The sequence below is a fragment of the Lysinibacillus sp. G01H genome (assembly GCF_028872195.1).
Taxonomy (GTDB): Bacteria; Bacillota; Bacilli; order Bacillales_A; family Planococcaceae; genus Lysinibacillus; species Lysinibacillus capsici.
In genome coordinates, this window is record NZ_CP118397.1 from 953,723 (window position 1) to 972,406 (window position 18,684).

Genomic DNA, 18,684 nt, shown 5'->3' on the forward strand with positions numbered 1-18,684 from the left:
TTATGTCAATGCAGGTATATAGTTATTTAGTCTTAATATACCTATTAAGTATTGATAAAATAGTTTTGATTCCGAAAATATAGATGAGTGCTTTATTTCTACAACTACTGCTTTTCGACCGAGTTGTTCTATTTGTGCTTCAAACATTTTTTGTCGCTGTGTTGGCTGTTCTTCATTGTATGGGATGCCCTCTCGACAAATATAAATAGGCATGAACTTACTTTCGCCGACTGGTTTAAGGGCGACAGCTAAAGAAATCACCTTCTTGTCTTCTTTTGTAGATGTTAGTAAAAAGGCTTGATGAAAACGTTCCTGGTTGGTTTTAATAATTTCGAGTAGCTCGTAAACATCACCATAGCCTTCACCTAATTCTATAAATTGTTGTGGCATAATAATTGCACATCCTTTCCAATATTCATAGTATCATGCTGCGGGAGGTCAAGCACATGAAATTTGCATTAAGCTTTTTTTCTATTTTAGCACTAATCATTACAGGAACGGTATTTTTCCAATACCATGCTTATTCATCTGATTTAGAAACAGGCATAGGAGATTTTCATTATTCTCAGGAAATAGAAATTGTCTATCGCGAAAATAGCTTAGATATTCGTCAACATTTTAAAAACCTACCAAATCAAAAGGTGAAAATTAAATGGCCTGAAAAAGCAACAAACGCTAGTTGCTTTATTGAAAATGAAAAAAGCTGTGATCGTTTATCAGATGAAGTCTCTTATTTTGCAAAAGGGGAGACAAAATCACAATCTGTGTCATACATAATTCCAATTGAAGGTGGCTTAAAAAATAAGATGCTCCTTCAAAATGTTTTTGCTACACTAATAAATGGTGAAGCTTCCTATTCAATTGTTTCGATTTCTACAGACAGTAAAGTGAAAGGACAATGGGTTACAGGTTTACCCCTAGTAGGTCAACAACAACTTGTACTTGTCAATTACACAATGTTTAGAGGAAACGGTACTGTTCAAGATTTATATTGGCAAGCTGGGGAGCTTAAAGCGCAAGAGCAAACACCTGTATTATCAATTTATGCACAGCAAGAAGTCCCTAATGATTTTCTGAAATCAGTAGAAAATATACAGCTTCTAAGTGATGAACATATTGCAATTATTCAAGAAAAAAGTCCAGTAGCAGTTCATGACGAAAGATTGTTATTTTTACCAACACTTACTGCACAAGCTGTAGAGCAGGAAGTAATTTTATCACAAATAAAATCACAATATAATTTTGTAGATTCTCCAGAATGGTTGCCTGAGGTTGTGGCATCCTATTTAATAAACGATCCAATTGGTGGAGAAAAAACAAAGAAAATCATCAAGACATTAAATGATTACATGACGGATAGTCAACAACAAGCTTGGCAGGAAACATTGAAAAAGCTTGGAGATGAATCGATTTCACCAGATACAATGGACAAGTACTTATCACAGGTATTAGATGCCAAAACATCTTATTTTGCCTTAAATGCAGCTCAGCAAAATGGAACCTATCCACTTTTATTTGAGGATGCACGTGATATCTATGTGGATGATACGTTGAAAGAAGATGTTCATGTTATTCTATATGATGGACAGGTGTTATATACGGCAGATACATTATTGCCTTACCTTGGCTACTCGGCTGAGGAAGGAAAGAATGGCTATTATGTAAATAGTGAGCATCGGACATTCCGCTTTCCGAAAGAGCCTGGATTTTATGTATTCAACCAACGTAGATATTCATCAATCTCTGAACCAATTATTAAGATTGCTGATCATTATTATGTAGAAGAAGCTTGGTTACAGCGATTATTCCAAGTTGAACTGCAAAAAAAGGATGAGCGTATTCAAATATTAACACAAGAGCAACAATAACTTTTGCAGCGGAGGGCCAACCTTTCGCTGCAAAATACTTTATATAGACGAAAGCACGGTGAGATATTGATATGAGAGTTGTAGCAGGAGAGCGCAAAGGAATGCCGCTTAAAGCAATAGCAGGAAATACGACAAGGCCTACAACTGACAAAGTAAAGGAATCCATTTTTAATATAATTGGGCCGTTTTTTGATGGAGGTTTCGCGCTAGATCTGTTTGCTGGAAGCGGTGGCTTGGGGATTGAATCATTAAGCAGAGGGGCGGAGCGTGCCGTTTTTATTGAGAAAGATCCTAAAGCATTCCAGGTGCTACAAGAAAATATAAAAAAATGCCGTTATGAAGAATATACAGAGCTTTTTCGTATAGATGCAAAACGCGCTGTGAAAGCGCTATTAAAACGTGACATTACGTTTAAACTCGTTTTTTTAGATCCACCATACCATCAGCAGGAATATTATGACCTCGTACAGATTTTGGTCGATAACAGTAAAATACAACAAGATGGTATTATTTTATGTGAACATGCAAAAGAGGTACAATTACCTCAAAATTTTGGGGAATTTGTTTTAACAAGACAAGAAACATATGGCGGAACAATTATTTCTGTTTATCGCTGTACAGAGGAAGAGGGAGAATAAGTTGTCTGAAAAAATTGCTGTAGTTCCTGGAAGTTTTGACCCTGTAACATTCGGCCATTTAGATATAATTAAACGTGCGGCTGATGTGTTTGATATCGTATATGTAGCAGTATTAAACAATTCAGCAAAGAATCCTTTGTTTTCTGTAGAGGAACGTATGGCTTTGATGGCTGAAGTGACAAAAACCTTACCTAATGTTCGTATAGAGAGTTCTTCAGGCTTATTGATTGATTATGCTAAGGAAAAAAAGGCGAAGGCAATTGTTCGTGGCTTACGGGCAGTTTCAGATTTTGAATATGAGATGCAAATTACATCTATGAACCGTTTCCTTGATGAAACAATCGAAACCTTTTTCATCATGACGAAAAATCAATATTCATTCCTTAGTTCTAGTATAGTAAAAGAGGTTGCGAAATACGGTAGTGATGTTAACGAGCTAGTCCCTACATGTGTCGTAAAGGCTTTAAAAGAAAAATATGGTTTTGCACAATAAGGATGCAGAGGATGTCAAAAGAACAACGACATCCTCTTTTTAATATTTAGAGCGATTGTTATTTTAGAAAAAATAGAGCATAAATAGTGGGTACAATGATTATGCTAAGGAGGCGGAATTTAATATAAGGTCGTACAGAAAGTTTTGCAGATTTGGCGATAACAAAAATTTGTAAGTGAATACTTATACTTTGCATCGTTAACAAAATCACAACAAGTAAATGGATATACGGAAGATCTGGAAATGCTGTAACTGTCATTTTAAGACCGTTCGTTACCTCCAGAACAGCCGCTATGGAAAGCTCAAGCGTATAGGGAAGCTTTGGTATCAGCTGATCTAAGCCTTGTTGTACGATGGTTTGAATCGTTGTGAAAAAGATGATGGTTGTACCAACTAGCAGAATTGTTGGGGCTGTTTCTTTAATACTTTCCGAAAATGGAGCACTATAGAGTGGTGTGTTGTGTACGGAGATATTAGGTGAATCAGTTTTGCGAAAGAAAAAGTAGCCAGTTACTAGGCAACAAATATTAAACGTATGTAGTAGACATAAAAACAACCATCCAAATGTATTATTGTGTAGTAAATCAAGACTTACAAAACCTAATACAAAAAGTGGACTGGGGGCATGACAAACAGCTAGCAAAAAATTTGCCTCTTTAGGGTGTAGTTGACCACTATTTTTCAAATAAACAATAGTGGTTGCGCCAGTTGGATAGCCTCCAAGAGCACTAATAATGTAGGCTTGTACGTATAAAGAAGCCCTTTTTGTTTTGGTACGCATAGGGGCTGTTAAACGCAGAAGCCATTGTGTTAACACAAGATACGGCAATAAGTACGGAAAAAGTGCTTCCATGAAAAGATTTAAGCCTAAATCAGTACCACTGTGAGCGGTTTGTGGGAATAACAAGAGTAAGAGAATTAGAATTACGCAGAGCACTATTTGAATTGTAGCAAACATGTTATCATCTCGTTTCAACTTTTTGTCATTCACATAGGCAAATGCTAAAATCAATATATGTGAGAAAGGCAAAAACATGAACGTATGGTTTTGCAAGCGTCCTAGGAGGTGTTTTCAAGTGAAGAAAAAAATTAGTATTTATGCAGTGTTAATAGTCGTGATTTGTTTTATGATGTTATACCGACTAGACGCGTATATTATGAAACCTGGAAGTGCCTATGATGTCAGTAAATTCGTTACTGTGGATAGTAAAGAGGCAGATAGTGAGGGGTCTTTAAGTTTAATGACAGTTGCTATGCAGCAAGCCACACCATTTTCGTATTTGTGGGCGAAAGTTCAAAAATATCAAAAGCTAATGGATATTGAGCAAGTACGAAATCCTTTAGAGGATGATGAGGAATATAATATTCGACAGTTAAAGTTAATGTCTGATTCACAATTTAATGCCAAATATGTAGCCTTCCAAAGAGCAGGACTAGAGACAAAGGTTCTTTTTAATGGTGTATTCATATTAAATGTATTAGACGGAGGAGCTTCTGACGGTATTTTAAAAGCTGGTGATGAAATTATCGAGGTTGATGGTCAAAGAATAACTAGCCAGCAAATGCTTGTGGATCTATTAAAACCTAAGCAGCTTGGCGATAAGGTAACCATTCAATTTATACGTAATGAAGAACAACATCAGGAGACTATTACACTAAAGGAAATTCCTAATGCCCAAGAACATAGAGCAGGTTTAGGTATTTCCTATACTGAAAGCAAATCGATTGAAACGAATCCGAAAGTGACGATGAAAACAGAGGATATCGGGGGGCCTTCTGCTGGACTGATGTTTACACTTGAAATATTAGACCAATTACTTGATGAAGATTTAACAAAAGGCTATGCAATTGCTGGTACAGGTGAAATGCTAATAGATGGAACCGTTGGAAGAATTGGTGGAATAGACTATAAGGTTATTGCCGCTGATCGTGACGGCATGGAAATCTTTTTTGCACCAGATGATGAAATCTCTCGAGAAATGAAAGCGAAGTATCCAGAGCTAGAATCGAATTATGCAACGGCTGTCAAAACGGCAAAAGAGATTAAAACAAAAATGAAAATCGTTCCAGTAAAGAGCGTTGACGATGCTATCAATTATTTAAAGCAACTTCAACCAAAATAATATAAAGGGATGCTAAGAGGACTTTAGCATCCCTTTTGATGTCTTTAGTAACGAATAGGTGGTGTTTGATAATCCTTCGGCAGCGTAAGATCCTTTGTTCCTTGCTCGATACTTAAATTATAAAGCTCTGCCGCATGTATATCGATAGCTAACATCGCATCATCTGTAGCTGCAACGCGACTGATTAAGGGTAATTCTATATTCTTTTTTTGCTGACCTAAATAAGCTTGTCCCATCGAACTCATACCCAATAGCCGAATAAAGGAGGGCGCGTTAAAACTTTGAAGCTGCTTTTTGGTAAACCCTGTATAGATATGTGTTATCATCCGTTGAAGGCGGGTCCAAGTATAACGCTTAGATTTTATTTTTTCCATAAAGCTATAAAATGTAGAGCTGGTTTTGGCTGCTTTTACAATTGCGTTTTCTATGCCCTCTGTTACTTCTGCATAACGAGTAAGTTCTGAAGGGGTATGTCTTATAATGGTGAACTGTAATAACGGCCAAAAGGTTTCCCAGCTTGCAAATTGGTTATACTTTGTATGCCAGTCAGTTAAATAATCAAAAGTAGCAGTAGGAACAACATTTTGTACACTTTGTAAAGAATTTGTAGAGGCAAGGGCTTTACGTATGCCAGTGGCACTGGCGATCGATGCATCTTCCTTTAAAGCATCATGATATCCTGCTGCAACGCGAGGAATTGTTAGTGGTTTAATGTTGCTGTTAAGTGCCCTCGTTGCTTCAAGATAATGAAAGCCCAGTATATTATTTGGTTGTGCAAGATCGATGTATGGAGCAGGGTACATCTGAGAAAGCTGTTCATAGGCGTAATGTAGGCTTTTTGGGTAGCTGGCACCTGTTTTAAGGCTGTCTTTAATGAACAGGTCATATTCTGCACGGTGGCTGTCAATCAGCTCGAAAGTGTTTAGAAAGGGCTGTATAGAGCCGTCTTCACTTCCAAAGGCAAAAGAGTTGCAACCAACAGCACTTAATAAGGAAATGGCTCCTTTTGCGAAATCTGTGGCAGGTGCTGTACTATAGACATAAGGCAGTTCAATAACAATATCTACACCGCCAGAAAGCGCCATTTTAGTACGTGTCCATTTATCTACCATGGCAGGTTCTCCACGTTGTAAAAATGTGCCGCTCATAACAGCGATTACGAGATCTGCCTGTGCTGCTTTTTTAGCCTGTTCTAAATGATAAGCATGTCCGTTGTGAAAAGGATTATATTCAACAACAATTCCAACTGCTTGCATGCTTCTCCCCCTTATAATTTGTGTCTTTATTTAAACTGTTAGGAGTAAATACACTTCTCATAGTATATAATTATAGGTGGGTTTTAAAGTGGTGACAAGAAATTATCTTGACATCTATTTTTACACATTATATAATCAACATTGTTGTCTCGAGGTGATTAAACGAATGAAATGGTCAATTCATCAATTATCTAAATACCGCCAAAACGGGATGCCAATCGATGCCTTTGTCCAACTGGACGAAGTGATGGAGCGAAACCAGGATATTCGAGCAATTTCGCCCGTTCATGTAAAAGGGCTATGTACTTTTGGTGCATCGCAAATGACATGTCAGTTAAATGTGACAGCAACGTTAACACTACCATGTGCTCGCACATGGGAGGATGTTGAGTTTCCAATTGAAGTTGAGACAGTTGAAATTTTTAGCTGGATCGACGAAGATAAACGAGGAGACGATGACGGAGACATTCACTATATTGACGGTGAAGTCATCGACATGAAACCGGTTCTTGAGGAATTAGTTTTGCTTGAGGTACCAATGCAAGTGTTCAAGGAAGATTCTGAAGGACAAGTGCATGGTGGTAAAAATTGGTCTTATGCAACAGATGAAGACGTAGAGCTACACAAAAAAGCTGACGAACAAAAAGTGGATCCAAGACTAGCTGCTTTAGCTAAGTATTTTGATCAAACAGACGAATAGACGATCTGTAAGGAGGTGCCATCAATGGCTGTACCATTTAGAAGAACTTCTAAAACTGCAAAAAGAAAGCGTCGTACGCATTTCAAATTATCTGTACCTGGTATGGTAACTTGCCCTAACTGTGGTGAGGCTAAATTATCACACCGTGTTTGCAAAGCTTGCGGACAATACAAAGGTAAAGAAGTAGTAAGCAAATAATACAGTGTTTGCTCACTTAAAAGGCTAGTAGAGAGACCATGGCTCTTTACTAGCCTTTTTGTTTGCTTAAAAAGACGGAATATTGCGTTGATTATGAAGTTCTTTACAATAGTGAAATAATTGTGTGATACAATTTATTCATTGCGACAAAGGGGGAGTAATATGTCTTATACGATTGGCAATCATGATGGCATTATGACGTTTACCATTAACCGTGAAGAGAAACGGAATGCTGTCAATGATGAAGTGATGAACGGTCTTCAAGAAGTCATTACGTATATTCGTGGGCATGAAGATGTGCGTTTCTTAGTAGTGACTGGTGCTGGCGATAAATCGTTTTGCTCAGGAGGGGATTTATCTGAGTTTCATTCACTGGAAACAGAGGATGAGGCATTTGGTATGTTAAGTAAGATGGGGAAAATATTATATGACCTTGCTACGCTTCCTGTACCAACTATAGCACTTATAAATGGAACTGCTGTTGGAGGGGGCTGTGAGATTGCAACAGCTTGTGATTTTCGTTTAGTAGCTAGCCATGCGAAATGTGGATTTATTCAAGGAACACTAGCCATTACAAGTGGCTGGGGTGGTGGTACATATTTATTTGAACGAGGTTTGCGTCATGATCGTGCAATGAAGATGCTAGTGGATGCGAAGCCTTACCCTGCACAATTATTATATGAGATAGGATGGGCTATGCGTGTTTTTGAAGGCTCAAAAGAAGATGCCTTGAACGATTTTATTGAACATATGCGAAAAATTCATCCTTCTGTTCATAAAGCTTATAAGGAGATTGAGCTTCGAAAGTGGCGTGAACGAAATATGTATGAGCGTGTGATGGAAGAAGTTCGTACCTGTGCAAAGTTGTGGGAAAGTGAAGCGCATCATCAAGCGGTTAATAATTTCTTGACAAAGAAGAATAATAAGTAATGTATAAAGACAGTGATGAGAGTAAAAACATCATCACTGTCTTTTTTCATGCAATGATTCTATTTTGCTTGCTTTTGCATATAGTAGTAAAAAATGCGAGGGTGATAGATTATGGAATTGAAAAAAAGAAAAGATCAATGGACAAAGGAAGATGATGAAAGACTAGCAGAAATCGTATTGCATAATGTGCAAAATGGCAAAACACAGCTAGAGGCCTTTGAAATGGCGGCCATAGAACTAGGTCGTACAAAACAAGCGTGTGGTTTCCGTTGGAATAAAACATTGCGTGGTCAATATAGTCAGTCACTATTAGCTGTGCGAAATCAGCCCCAACAATCTATGCGAAGTCATTTGAAATTAGCGTTGACAAGTTTTGACGAATTAACGGAGGCTTATCAAACGCTTGAAATGAAGCATCGTGAATTGCAAAATGAGCATGAGAAGCTAGTGAAATGGCTTCAACAAGGTTATTCATTAATGAAAGATTAAAATTATGATTACGTGGCTTTTGGAACATGAATTACATTGCTTTTCTTTTATGGACATAAAACCCTTTCTGTGTATCGTCAATAATCAGACTATCCTGTATAATAAAAGAACCTGCGTAGAAGGTGCCTTAGATGTATTCTAAGGCACCTTATTCTTATAGTTTTATGAATATAGGCTATTCAGAGGTGAAGCATCAGATGGGTGTTTTAAAGTCTGCTGATTTAGAAGGCGTGCCAAAAGTGCGTCACCCTCTTTGATGGTGTGAATAATATCGTGTAGCTCCGAGGTATCACAGAGTGTTTCTAGATTTTTGGAACAATCTTGATGTAATGACGTCGAGGTAACATTGATCAGTAAAGATGGAAAGGGTGTAGACAATGAAAGTAGCGATAATTGGGGCAGGGGCGGTAGGTCAATTAACAGCAAGTTTTTTAGCGGAGTCTGGTGTATCAGTAACGTTGGTTGCCAGAAGGCAGGAACAAGTAAATGAACTAAATGCCAAAAAGTTAACACGTATCAACGTTGATGGAACTAAAACTGTGCAAAGGATTGTTGCTACGACAGATTTGACTAATCTTCCAAAGCAAGATTTATTAGTGATTGCTGTTAAATACGGACATTTGCAAAAACTCTACAATCAATTAGCCTTATTCTCAAATGATATGCCGTTGCTTTTTATGCAAAACGGCTTAGCGCATTTTGAGGAGGCGCTACTATTGCCGCAAAAAAATATCGCCTTTGGTTCAGTGACCTTTGGAGCTCAATTGTTGGACCAATCAACGGTTCATCATAGAGGAGTAGGGCTATGTAAAATAGCGATAGAACGAGGAGAACACCGGGCCTTTCAACAGCTACTACAATTACAACATTCCTTATTTCCTATTGAATTGGCTAGTAATGCAGAGCAAATGCTTTTTGCAAAAGCGGTACTTAATAGCTTAATTAATCCATTGACAGCTGTTTTGCAAGTAAAGAACGGAGAGTTAGTGGCTAATCAACAAGCATTTTTACTGCTAGAAAGTATTTATCGAGAGCTTACGGAAGCTTTTGAAGATATTGAACTCACCATATCTTTTAGTGATGTGATAGACTTATGTAGGAAAACGGCCAACAATACTTCATCTATGCTAGCGGATCGTCTGCAGGGGAGAAAAAGTGAAATCGAAACAATTGTTGGTGTCATTCTAAATAAAGCTTTAGCAAACGGTCATAATTTACCTACTTTGCGTACTTTATATCATCAAGTGCTTGCAATAGAGGAGAGCGGTGAAAGAAGTTGAAAGACCTTTTACATATAGTTATTAGTATCATTATTTTTTGTCCAATTGTTCTTTTCATAATTGTTTATCTGGTTGGCAGGAAAGTTAAAATTCGTGGCACACATGCTTTTGGTGCAGCCTCTGATGTTACGACATTGTGCTTGTTTTTTTCTGTTCCGTTAGCTATCGGTGTGCTTTGGCGTGTGAATGTTGGGGCGCTTTTGGTGATACTCGCGATAATGATGGCCATGATTTTTACATATATTGATTGGCGGACTAAAAAGGAAATAGAAGTAAAGCCGTTATTAAAGAAAATTTGGCGTTTTTTATTCTTAATACTTAGTACAGCTTATCTAGTGATATGTATCGTGGGTGTTATTCAATCCATTATGGAATATTTACAGGTTGTCTAAGCATTTTCTTTTCATGTTGAAGCTTTAAGCGTTAAAATAATAGCATTAAAATAGTTATAAAAATCATTCTATGGGGATGAGAATATTGATTGCATTCATAAACCTTCGTAACTAGAAGCGTAGTTCAGTGACATAGGAAGTGAACCAGCACGTGTTTTTTGTACCAAAAGCAAAGTTAGGTATAGAAAATCCTTCTTGAGGGAGAACGATGGCTTTTAAATCGAAATGTCTGCTGCAACATTGTTGCCTCAAAGCCGCTAATGAATGCCGCGGATTTTTTTGAGCAATTTGAATGTCAAGGCGACATTGAAAGCCTCATGTGCATAGTATGAATGAAATTCAATTTCTTGTTATGAGTAAGGAAATGATTTAGTGAGTAGAGGAGTTTATGTTAAATGAAACTGGAGTCAATCCAAGTACCTATAAAAAATCATGTACTAGCAGATTACTGGTCGCCAAATACTGCCATTCATCAATTTTTTGAGTATGAATACAATGATCAAGCTTTTGAGAAAAGAGCGGAGCATTTAGCGCGAAATTCCCGTGATCAAAAAGAATTAACAACAATCATCCGTCAATTTATGGAGCCGCTGGGGTTATCAAAAAAAGCGAATGAACATTTAGAACAACTAGAGCAAGGAGCTATGGTAATAGTTGGTGGACAACAAGCAGGTATCTTAACAGGCCCTCTTTACTCCGTTCATAAAGCTATTTCAGTTATTGCATTAGCGAAAGAGCAAAGTACGAAGCTTCAACAGCCTGTTATTCCTGTTTTCTGGATCGCTGGAGAAGATCATGACTTAGAAGAAATTAATCACACCTATACGGTTCATGGGGAATTGCTGAAAAAAAGAGCTTATGGAGAGCGATCTAGACGTAAAACGATGGCTTCTGCAACAGCCCTAAACAAAGAGTCGATGACGCAATTAATTAATACAATTATTCGTGATATTGGAGAAACAGAGTATACAGAAACGCTGATTAAGCAATTAGTTGACGCATTGAATAATAGTGAAACATTTACAGATTTCTTTGCCTGTCTAATGAATCAATTGTTCAAAGAGGAAGGTTTATTATTAATCGATGCCGCCAACTTTCAATTCCGTCAATTTGAACATAAATATTTTGCTCAAATCATTCAATCCAATGAAGAAATTGCTAGAGTAGTAACGGAAAAGGAGCAAGAGCTTGAACGTGCTGGCTATGGTAAGCCTATTTTAGCAACATATGAAGCCGCTAATTTATTTTACGTAGAAGATGGGGAGCGACATCTTTTAGAAAGAAAAAATGATCTGTTTGTTAATTTAGCGGCAAACCTTAAATTTACACAAGAAGAGCTATTAGAAGTGGCGCATAATCATCCTGAACGTTTAAGTAATAACGTAGTAACTCGCCCGTTGATGCAGGAGATGACATTACCAGTATTAGCGTTTGTTGGAGGTCCAGGAGAGCTAGCTTATTGGGCGACACTGAAAAATGCATTTTCGGTGTTAGATTTACAAATGCCGATTTTTGCTCCGCGCCTACATATTACTATTGTCACTCGTCATGTAGAGCAATTATTACGTGAGCATCAACTAACTGTTACTGACGTATGGGAAGGGAAAGCATTACACCTGAAAGAACGTTTTATTGCAGATGTCCAGGACAGTGAAGCCAAACGTCAAATCCAAGCTATGCAGCAGTTGTTAGTAGAAAAATATGAAGAGCTAGCCTCCTATTTAGAGAAACAGCATCTGCAATTAGATAAGATTCTTGAGAAAAATCAAGAAAATCATGCGAAACAATTTGACTATTTACAGCAAAAAATTGAACAAACTGTATTAGGTAAGCATGAAACGACGATTCGTAAATTTATGACACTGCAAAATGAATTATATCCTAATGATGGTTTCCAAGAGAGATCCTTTAATCCATATCAATATTTCAATGAGTTTGGACCTATGTTAATTACTGATATGTTGAAGCAAAATTATAGCATCGGTAAACACCACTATTTACTTTATTTATAAAATTAATAAATAGATACTTTTTACCTAAGTAGTAATTTGATATCCTGTGAATTTGATGAATAATGTCGAGATAAATAGTATTTAAAGAGCTATCCTACTAGGGGTTGCTCTTTTTTTATATCATTTAGCATATGTCAAAAAAATTCCTAAAGGTCTAATTGCATATTAAGCGATAAAATGTCAAGTTTTTTTTAAAAAAAGTGGAGGAAAGTGGGGGGATGTGGTACATTATTTAATAAAGTGGGGTGAGTAGTATGTTCATGGGAGAATATCAACACTCCGTTGATGCGAAAGGGCGATTAATCGTACCGGCAAAATTTCGTGAAGCTTTAGGCGAAACGTTTGTTGTCACAAGAGGTCTCGATAACTGTCTATTTGGCTATCCTATGAATGAATGGCGAAAACTCGAAGAGAAATTAAAAGGTTTACCAATGACCAAAAAAGATACACGAGCATTTGCGAGGTTTTTCTTTTCTGGAGCAACAGAGGTAGAGATAGACAAGCAGGGGCGTATCAATATCCCAACTACTCTTATGCAACATGCGCATCTAGTAAAAGAATGTGTGGTGTTGGGGGTTTCAAATCGAATCGAGATTTGGGCTAAGGATGCTTGGGAAGCTTACTTCAGTGAGTCTGAACAATCTTTTAATGAAATTGCAGAAAATATGATTGGCTTTGATTTTTAACTTGTAATAGGCATTACAACGTGATAGTTGAATGAGGTTAAGGCCTGAGAGGAGCGAGTGGTATGTTCGATCATACAACCGTGTTATTAAAAGAAACTGTTGATGGGTTGAACATAGATCCTGATGGTGTATATGTGGACTGTACACTAGGTGGTGCGGGACACAGTGAATATCTAGTACAACAATTATCAGATAAAGGCCGCTTAATTTGTTTTGATCAAGATATGACGGCTATTGAAAATGCGAAAATTCGATTAGCACCTTATATAGAGCGTGTTACATTTATCCATTCGAATTTCCGTTACTTAAAAAAAGAACTAGTAGCTCATGGCATTAAGCAGGTTGATGGTATTTTATATGACTTAGGCGTATCTTCTCCACAATTAGATACACCTGAGAGAGGCTTTAGTTATCACCACGATGCACCACTTGATATGCGTATGGATCAAACTGCAACACTGACAGCATCAGATGTTGTTAATCAATGGGCATACGAAGATCTTGTACGTATATTTTTCCGTTATGGAGAAGAGAAGTTTTCTAAACAAGTGGCCCGTAAAATTGAAGAGGCTCGAAAAACAGCACCGATTGAAACAACTGGTCAACTTGTAGAATTAATTAAAGAGGGTATTCCAGCAGCGGCACGCCGAAAAGGTGGGCATCCGGCAAAGCGCATTTTCCAAGCAATAAGAATTGCTGTTAATGATGAGCTAGGCGCAGCAGAGGATTCATTAGTCGATGCGATTGATATGATTAACGTAGGGGGGCGCATTAGTGTCATTACGTTCCATTCATTGGAGGACCGCCTATGCAAGACAATCTTTAAGGAAGCGTCATCATTACCGGAATTACCACCAAATCTACCTGTGATTCCTGATGACATGAAGCCAACTTTAAAGCTTATTACACGAAAGCCTATTATTCCTTCTGATGAAGAATTGGCAGTTAATAATCGTGCGCGTTCAGCGAAGCTTAGAGTGGTGGAGAAAATTAACGACAAAGGGCGTGAGTAAATGGCAGCAGTTCGTGTAAGGCAACAGCACCAACATCAACAAGTGCAACAACCGATAACACCACCTAGTCCACAACCCACTATCATACGTCGTAAAAAAACGAACCAGAAGTTTGAAAAGACAATGCTAATTGTTTTAATTGGCATTATTGCTGTACTAGGAATACTTGTATTAAATAAACAAGCAGCGATTCAAACAACAAGTATAGACATTCAAAAAATCGAATCAGAAGCAGAAGAGATTGCGAAACAGAATGTTGACTTAACGGTTCGTGTAAGTGAACTTTCTACATACGAAAACATATGGAAAAAAGCCAAAGAACTCGGTTTAACTCAAAATGAGAAAAATGTAAAGGTAGTGCCGGGAGAATGAAAAAAAAGAGATTTCGATTCCAATGGGGAGCCTTTCTATTATTAATTTTTTATGGAGGGCTCTTTTTTCTATTATTCACAAGAATGGTGACATTACAGGCTACAGGTGAAGTGGAAGGACAAGAGCTTGCAGCGAGAGCAGCAGCTAAGTATGGTAAGGAAAGTGTAATTACAGCTAATCGTGGAAAGATTTATGATCAAAATGGACAAGTAATTGCAGAAGATACATTAAGTTATCGCATGATTGCCATTGTAAGTGAAAAGGCTACAACAGATCCTAAGAATCCCCGACATGTAGTGGATTCGGAGAAAACGGCAAAAGTACTAGCGAAATATATTCCAGCGATGATGGAAAAGGAAGACGAGATTGTTAAAAAATTGAACAATCGATATAGAAGTGATGGTGAACCTTTATATCAAGTTGAGTTTGGTAGTGCAGGCCGCGGCATTAGTCACGAGGTCATGAGTAAAATAAAGGAAGAAAAATTACCAGGAATTCTCTTTGTGAGTGACTTAAAACGGTATTATCCAAATGGTGTATTTGCCTCTCATTTAATTGGCTATGCTCTCAAAAAAGATAATGAAGATGGCACGGTTACAACCAAGGGGGAAATGGGTCTAGAATATACGTATGATAAAGAATTAACAGGCGTTAATGGCAAAGTAGAATATGAGACAGATGCTTTCCGCTATTTGCTTCCAAACAGTGAGAAAATGATTACACCTGCAAAAAATGGGGACGACATTTATTTAACACTTGATAAAACAATCCAAAGCTTCTTAGAGGAAGCAATGACAAAGGTTGAACAGGAATATAATCCTGAGTCCATGACCGCGGTTGTAGCAGATCCGAAGACTGGAAAGATTTTAGCAATGTCACAGCGTCCTACATTTAACCCTGAAACACGTGATAGTCAAAATATGAAGTGGCTGAATGAAGTGATTGAGGAGACAATTGAGCCTGGATCAACGATGAAAACATTCACGCTTGCTTCAGCTATCGATACGGGAAAATGGACACCGAATGATTCATTTAAATCAGGATCATATACAGTATTTGACCGTACGATTCGAGATCACAATAGATATGGTTGGGGTTATATCTCTTATTTACAAGGGTTCCAACGTTCTGCCAATACTGCTATGGCTCATTTATTAACTAAGATTGGCGATGATGTATTTATTGACTACCTAGACCGCTTTGGATTTGGGCACAAAACGGGAATTGATTTACCGAATGAAGCAACAGGTACTATTTTATCGAAGTACCCTATTCAACGAGTAACAACAACCTACGGCCAAGGTTCAACAGTAACACCTATTCAGTTAATCCAGGCAATGACTGCTATTGCGAATGATGGCAAGATGATGCAGCCGTATGTTATCGACCGTATTGTTGATTCTTCTACAGGGAAAATTATTCAAAATCACGAACCCGTTGAAAAAGGTCAACCGATTAAAGCTGATACTGCGAAACAAGTACGAGAAATCCTAGCTTCAACGTTAACATCAGAATATGGTACTGCTAAGGATTTTATATTGGAGGATTACGAGGTTGCAGGGAAAACGGGGACTGCCCAAATTCCAAAAGCTAGTGGTGGATATCTTTCAAACCAATACCTTTATTCATTTTTAGGCTTGGCTCCTGTAGATGATCCACAGCTAATTGTATATGTCTCAGTGAAAAAACCTAAGCTGAACAATGAGCTTGGATCGGTACCAGTATCAAAAGTCTTTAATCCAGTTATGTTAAATAGCTTAAAGCACCTTAATATCAACCCAGACGATGTTCAACATGTTAACAAAGTCAGCATTCAGGACTTTACAGGTCAAAGTGCTGAAGCGGTTGAAGTAGAATTAGCCAATGATGGTTTACAACCAATTGTTGTTGGTAGTGGTGGTAAAGTTATTGAACAATATCCAACGAACACTCAAAAACTGGTAAAAGGTAGTTTTGTATTTTTAAAGACAGATGGCGAGGTAACATTGCCAGACTTTACGAATTGGTCATTACGTAATTTACTAGTCTTTAAATCTATGACTGGACTAGAGATGGAAATATTCGGTGAAGGTTTTGTAGCAAGTCAAAGCGTTTCAGCTGGAACCGTCATCACTGATAGTTCCCCCATTGTTGTCAAGCTCAAAACACCTGCTGAAAGCTTTGTACAAGACGTTGAAGCTGCCTCTGAGGGTGAAGTTGAAGAAGTAGAGGATGAATAATACTGAATAGAAGTCCACTTTATTTCATACGTTGTAAAAAACAAGGTGTGATGTCGAATGAAGTGGATTTCTATCCATTCTAAAAAGCGTTTACGTATTTTATATGTGTTGTTTATGTTCGTTGCAGTGGCAATTGTTGTTAGGTTGTTCTTTTTGCAAGTGTTAGATCAAAAAGAATTGACTACCAAGGCAGAGGAGAACTGGGACAGGGAAATTCCCTTTGCGAATGAACGAGGGCATATAACAGATCGAGATGGAGAGAGTATTGTAACTAATAAGCTAGCGCCTACATTATATTTCATGCCTTCACAAAGTAATGATATTGAAGGAGCTGCTGAAAAAATTGCCCAGGTTCTCGAAGTGGATAAGGCGAAGCTATTAGAGAAAATGCAAAAAAAAGCTTACTTAGTGAAACTAGCACCTGAAGGCAAAAATATATCTTATGAAAAAGCAGTAGAATTACAAGGTATGCAAATTGAAGGGTTGTATAGTGGTGTTGATTATTCTAGGGATTATCCTTACGGCACGCTATTATCTCGATTTTTAGGTTTTACGGGGTATGATGCCCAAGGATTAGCTGGAATTGAATATGAATATGATAAATTTCTGCAGGCTAATTCTTCTGCGATCCGTCTCTTTACAGATGCAAAAGGTAATAATTTGCCTAATGTTTCAAGTGCTTGGAAAGCAGGAGAGGATGGGGCTACGATCGAGCTAACAATTGACGTTGATGTACAGCAAGTCGTAGAGCGTGAAATATCGCAAGCAATGAAGCGCTATGAAGCTGACCAAGCACTAGCGATTGCGATGAATCCAAACACTGGCGAAATTTTGGCATTAGCCTCTTATCCTACTTTTCATCCAGCTGAATATCAATTAGTAGAGCCAGCCATCTACAATCGAAATTTACCTGTATGGATGACGTATGAGCCAGGTTCTACTTTTAAAATTATTACCCTTAGTGCTGCGTTGGAAGAAAACCTAGTGGATTTGGAGCATGAAACCTTTTATGATCCAGGTTATACAATGGTGGCGGGAGCAAAGCTTCGCTGTTGGAAACGTGAAGGACATGGGCATGAAACATTTTTAGAGGTGGTTGAGAACTCCTGTAACCCAGGCTTTATAGAATTAGGACAGCGTCTAGGCAATGAGCGACTACTACAATATATTAAAGACTTTGGTTTTGGACAAAAGACAGGGTCTAATATTGCTGGTGAAGCATCTGGTATTTTATTTTCTAAGGATGCCTTTGGTCCTGTTGAGCAGGCCACGACTTCATTCGGGCAAGGGGTAGCCGTGACACCTATTCAACAAGTTCAAGCAGTAGCTGCTGCCATAAATGGAGGCAAGCTTTATACGCCATATGTTGTGAAAAAGGTATTTAATCCAAATACAGGAGAAGTCATACAGGAAACGCAACCAGTTGTTAAAAATCAGGTAATTCGTGAAGAAACCTCTGCTAAGGTTCGAGGTGCTTTGGAATCAGTAGTAGCGAATGGTTCAGGTCGACAAGCCTTTCGAGATGGACTGCGAATTGGTGGTAAAACTGGAACAGCACAAAAAGTTGAAAATGGCCGTTATAAAAGCGGAGAATACATCGTATCTTTTATTGGCTTTGCACCAGCAGACAATCCACAAATTGTTGTCTATGTAGCTGTTGACAATCCGAAAAAGACAACCCAGTTTGGTGGTGTTGTAGCAGCACCTATAGTGGGGCAAATTATTGAGGATGTTGCGCCTTTTGTAGGTATTGAAAAATCGAAGGAACAACTGGAAAAGGATTATCGTTATGGTGACCCAATTACTGTGAAGGTACCGAATTTTATTGGTCAAACAAAGGATGATATTGCCAAGCAATTTTATCCATTCCGTATTGAATGGCATGGAGAAGGGACTAAAATTGGTAATCAATTACCTGAGGTGGATAGTGTTATCAAACAAGATGGTACCATTCATTTATATTTGGAGAACTAAAATAACTTTACCTTTAAAAAATGGGAAAGAACCACTATTAT

20 protein-coding genes are annotated in these 18,684 nt (G+C 37.9%); 17 read left to right on the forward strand and 3 right to left on the reverse strand.

Annotated elements, in window-relative coordinates; genetic code table 11:
* Positions 1–390, reverse strand: a complete 390-nt coding sequence (locus PSR12_RS04565; RefSeq protein ID WP_036077099.1) for a DUF7147 family protein — start codon at positions 388–390, stop codon at positions 1–3.
* Between the two features lie 56 nt (positions 391–446).
* On the opposite strand from PSR12_RS04565, the gene PSR12_RS04570 reads away from it, so the two are divergent.
* The 3 genes from PSR12_RS04570 to coaD all read left to right on the forward strand — a co-directional run bounded on the left by PSR12_RS04570 (position 447) and on the right by coaD (position 2,999).
* Positions 447–1,868, forward strand: coding sequence for a hypothetical protein (locus PSR12_RS04570; RefSeq protein WP_036077102.1), 1,422 nt, complete (start codon positions 447–449; stop codon positions 1,866–1,868).
* Positions 1,869–1,939: 71 nt separating this feature from the next.
* Positions 1,940–2,506 carry a 16S rRNA (guanine(966)-N(2))-methyltransferase RsmD gene (gene rsmD / locus PSR12_RS04575; protein WP_036077105.1) on the forward strand — a complete coding sequence of 189 codons (567 nt, stop codon included), beginning with the start codon at positions 1,940–1,942 and terminating at the stop codon, positions 2,504–2,506.
* Position 2,507: 1 nt separating this feature from the next.
* Positions 2,508–2,999 (forward strand): pantetheine-phosphate adenylyltransferase, encoded by a 492-nt coding sequence (gene coaD / locus PSR12_RS04580; protein WP_274771817.1) that lies wholly within the window; start codon positions 2,508–2,510, stop codon positions 2,997–2,999.
* Positions 3,000–3,057: 58 nt separating this feature from the next.
* Here coaD and PSR12_RS04585 read toward each other — a convergent pair whose 3' ends face one another.
* The gene (locus tag PSR12_RS04585) at positions 3,058–3,957 is read right to left on the reverse strand and encodes a hypothetical protein (RefSeq protein WP_258859592.1); all 900 of its coding nucleotides are present in this window, start codon (positions 3,955–3,957) and stop codon (positions 3,058–3,060) included.
* Between the two features lie 118 nt (positions 3,958–4,075).
* Here PSR12_RS04585 and PSR12_RS04590 point away from each other — a divergent pair, with 118 nt between their 5' ends.
* On the forward strand, positions 4,076–5,122 hold the full coding sequence (locus tag PSR12_RS04590) for a SepM family pheromone-processing serine protease (RefSeq protein WP_274771819.1): 1,047 nt from the start codon (positions 4,076–4,078) through the stop codon (positions 5,120–5,122).
* Between the two features lie 44 nt (positions 5,123–5,166).
* Here the strand turns inward: PSR12_RS04590 and PSR12_RS04595 are convergent, their stop codons facing one another.
* Positions 5,167–6,378 (reverse strand): nucleotidyltransferase, encoded by a 1,212-nt coding sequence (locus PSR12_RS04595; protein ID WP_221679714.1) that lies wholly within the window; start codon positions 6,376–6,378, stop codon positions 5,167–5,169.
* Positions 6,379–6,544: 166 nt separating this feature from the next.
* On the opposite strand from PSR12_RS04595, the gene PSR12_RS04600 reads away from it, so the two are divergent.
* From PSR12_RS04600 to PSR12_RS04660, 13 genes are all read left to right on the forward strand, one after another.
* Positions 6,545–7,078, forward strand: a complete 534-nt coding sequence (locus tag PSR12_RS04600) for a YceD family protein (protein ID WP_274771821.1) — start codon at positions 6,545–6,547, stop codon at positions 7,076–7,078.
* Positions 7,079–7,102: 24 nt separating this feature from the next.
* On the forward strand, positions 7,103–7,276 hold the full coding sequence (gene rpmF / locus PSR12_RS04605) for a 50S ribosomal protein L32 (protein WP_004224819.1): 174 nt from the start codon (positions 7,103–7,105) through the stop codon (positions 7,274–7,276).
* 162 nt (positions 7,277–7,438) lie between these two features.
* Positions 7,439–8,206 carry an enoyl-CoA hydratase/isomerase family protein gene (locus PSR12_RS04610; protein WP_221679716.1) on the forward strand — a complete coding sequence of 256 codons (768 nt, stop codon included), beginning with the start codon at positions 7,439–7,441 and terminating at the stop codon, positions 8,204–8,206.
* A gap of 111 nt (positions 8,207–8,317) precedes the next feature.
* Positions 8,318–8,695, forward strand: coding sequence for a transcriptional regulator (locus tag PSR12_RS04615; protein WP_004224822.1), 378 nt, complete (start codon positions 8,318–8,320; stop codon positions 8,693–8,695).
* A 131-nt stretch (positions 8,696–8,826) separates the two neighbouring features.
* Positions 8,827–8,952, forward strand: a complete 126-nt coding sequence (locus PSR12_RS04620; RefSeq protein ID WP_255600467.1) for a hypothetical protein — start codon at positions 8,827–8,829, stop codon at positions 8,950–8,952.
* Between the two features lie 120 nt (positions 8,953–9,072).
* Positions 9,073–9,975 carry a ketopantoate reductase family protein gene (locus PSR12_RS04625; protein WP_221679719.1) on the forward strand — a complete coding sequence of 301 codons (903 nt, stop codon included), beginning with the start codon at positions 9,073–9,075 and terminating at the stop codon, positions 9,973–9,975.
* Positions 9,972–10,367 carry a DUF3397 domain-containing protein gene (locus PSR12_RS04630; RefSeq protein WP_221679721.1) on the forward strand — a complete coding sequence of 132 codons (396 nt, stop codon included), beginning with the start codon at positions 9,972–9,974 and terminating at the stop codon, positions 10,365–10,367. The genes PSR12_RS04625 and PSR12_RS04630 overlap by 4 nt, the downstream gene beginning before the upstream one ends.
* Positions 10,368–10,762: 395 nt before the next feature.
* A complete protein-coding gene (gene bshC / locus PSR12_RS04635; protein WP_274771826.1) occupies positions 10,763–12,379 on the forward strand; it encodes a bacillithiol biosynthesis cysteine-adding enzyme BshC in 1,617 nt (538 codons plus the stop codon).
* A gap of 254 nt (positions 12,380–12,633) precedes the next feature.
* The gene (gene mraZ, locus PSR12_RS04640) at positions 12,634–13,065 is read left to right on the forward strand and encodes a division/cell wall cluster transcriptional repressor MraZ (RefSeq protein ID WP_048394670.1); all 432 of its coding nucleotides are present in this window, start codon (positions 12,634–12,636) and stop codon (positions 13,063–13,065) included.
* 62 nt (positions 13,066–13,127) lie between these two features.
* Positions 13,128–14,078, forward strand: coding sequence for a 16S rRNA (cytosine(1402)-N(4))-methyltransferase RsmH (gene rsmH, locus PSR12_RS04645; RefSeq protein WP_274771828.1), 951 nt, complete (start codon positions 13,128–13,130; stop codon positions 14,076–14,078).
* Positions 14,079–14,450 (forward strand): cell division protein FtsL, encoded by a 372-nt coding sequence (gene ftsL / locus PSR12_RS04650; protein ID WP_004224836.1) that lies wholly within the window; start codon positions 14,079–14,081, stop codon positions 14,448–14,450. It abuts the gene before it with no gap.
* On the forward strand, positions 14,447–16,669 hold the full coding sequence (locus PSR12_RS04655; RefSeq protein ID WP_274771831.1) for a penicillin-binding protein: 2,223 nt from the start codon (positions 14,447–14,449) through the stop codon (positions 16,667–16,669). The genes ftsL and PSR12_RS04655 overlap by 4 nt, the downstream gene beginning before the upstream one ends.
* A gap of 57 nt (positions 16,670–16,726) precedes the next feature.
* Positions 16,727–18,643 (forward strand): stage V sporulation protein D, encoded by a 1,917-nt coding sequence (locus PSR12_RS04660; protein WP_221679735.1) that lies wholly within the window; start codon positions 16,727–16,729, stop codon positions 18,641–18,643.
* Positions 18,644–18,684 lie beyond the last annotated feature (41 nt).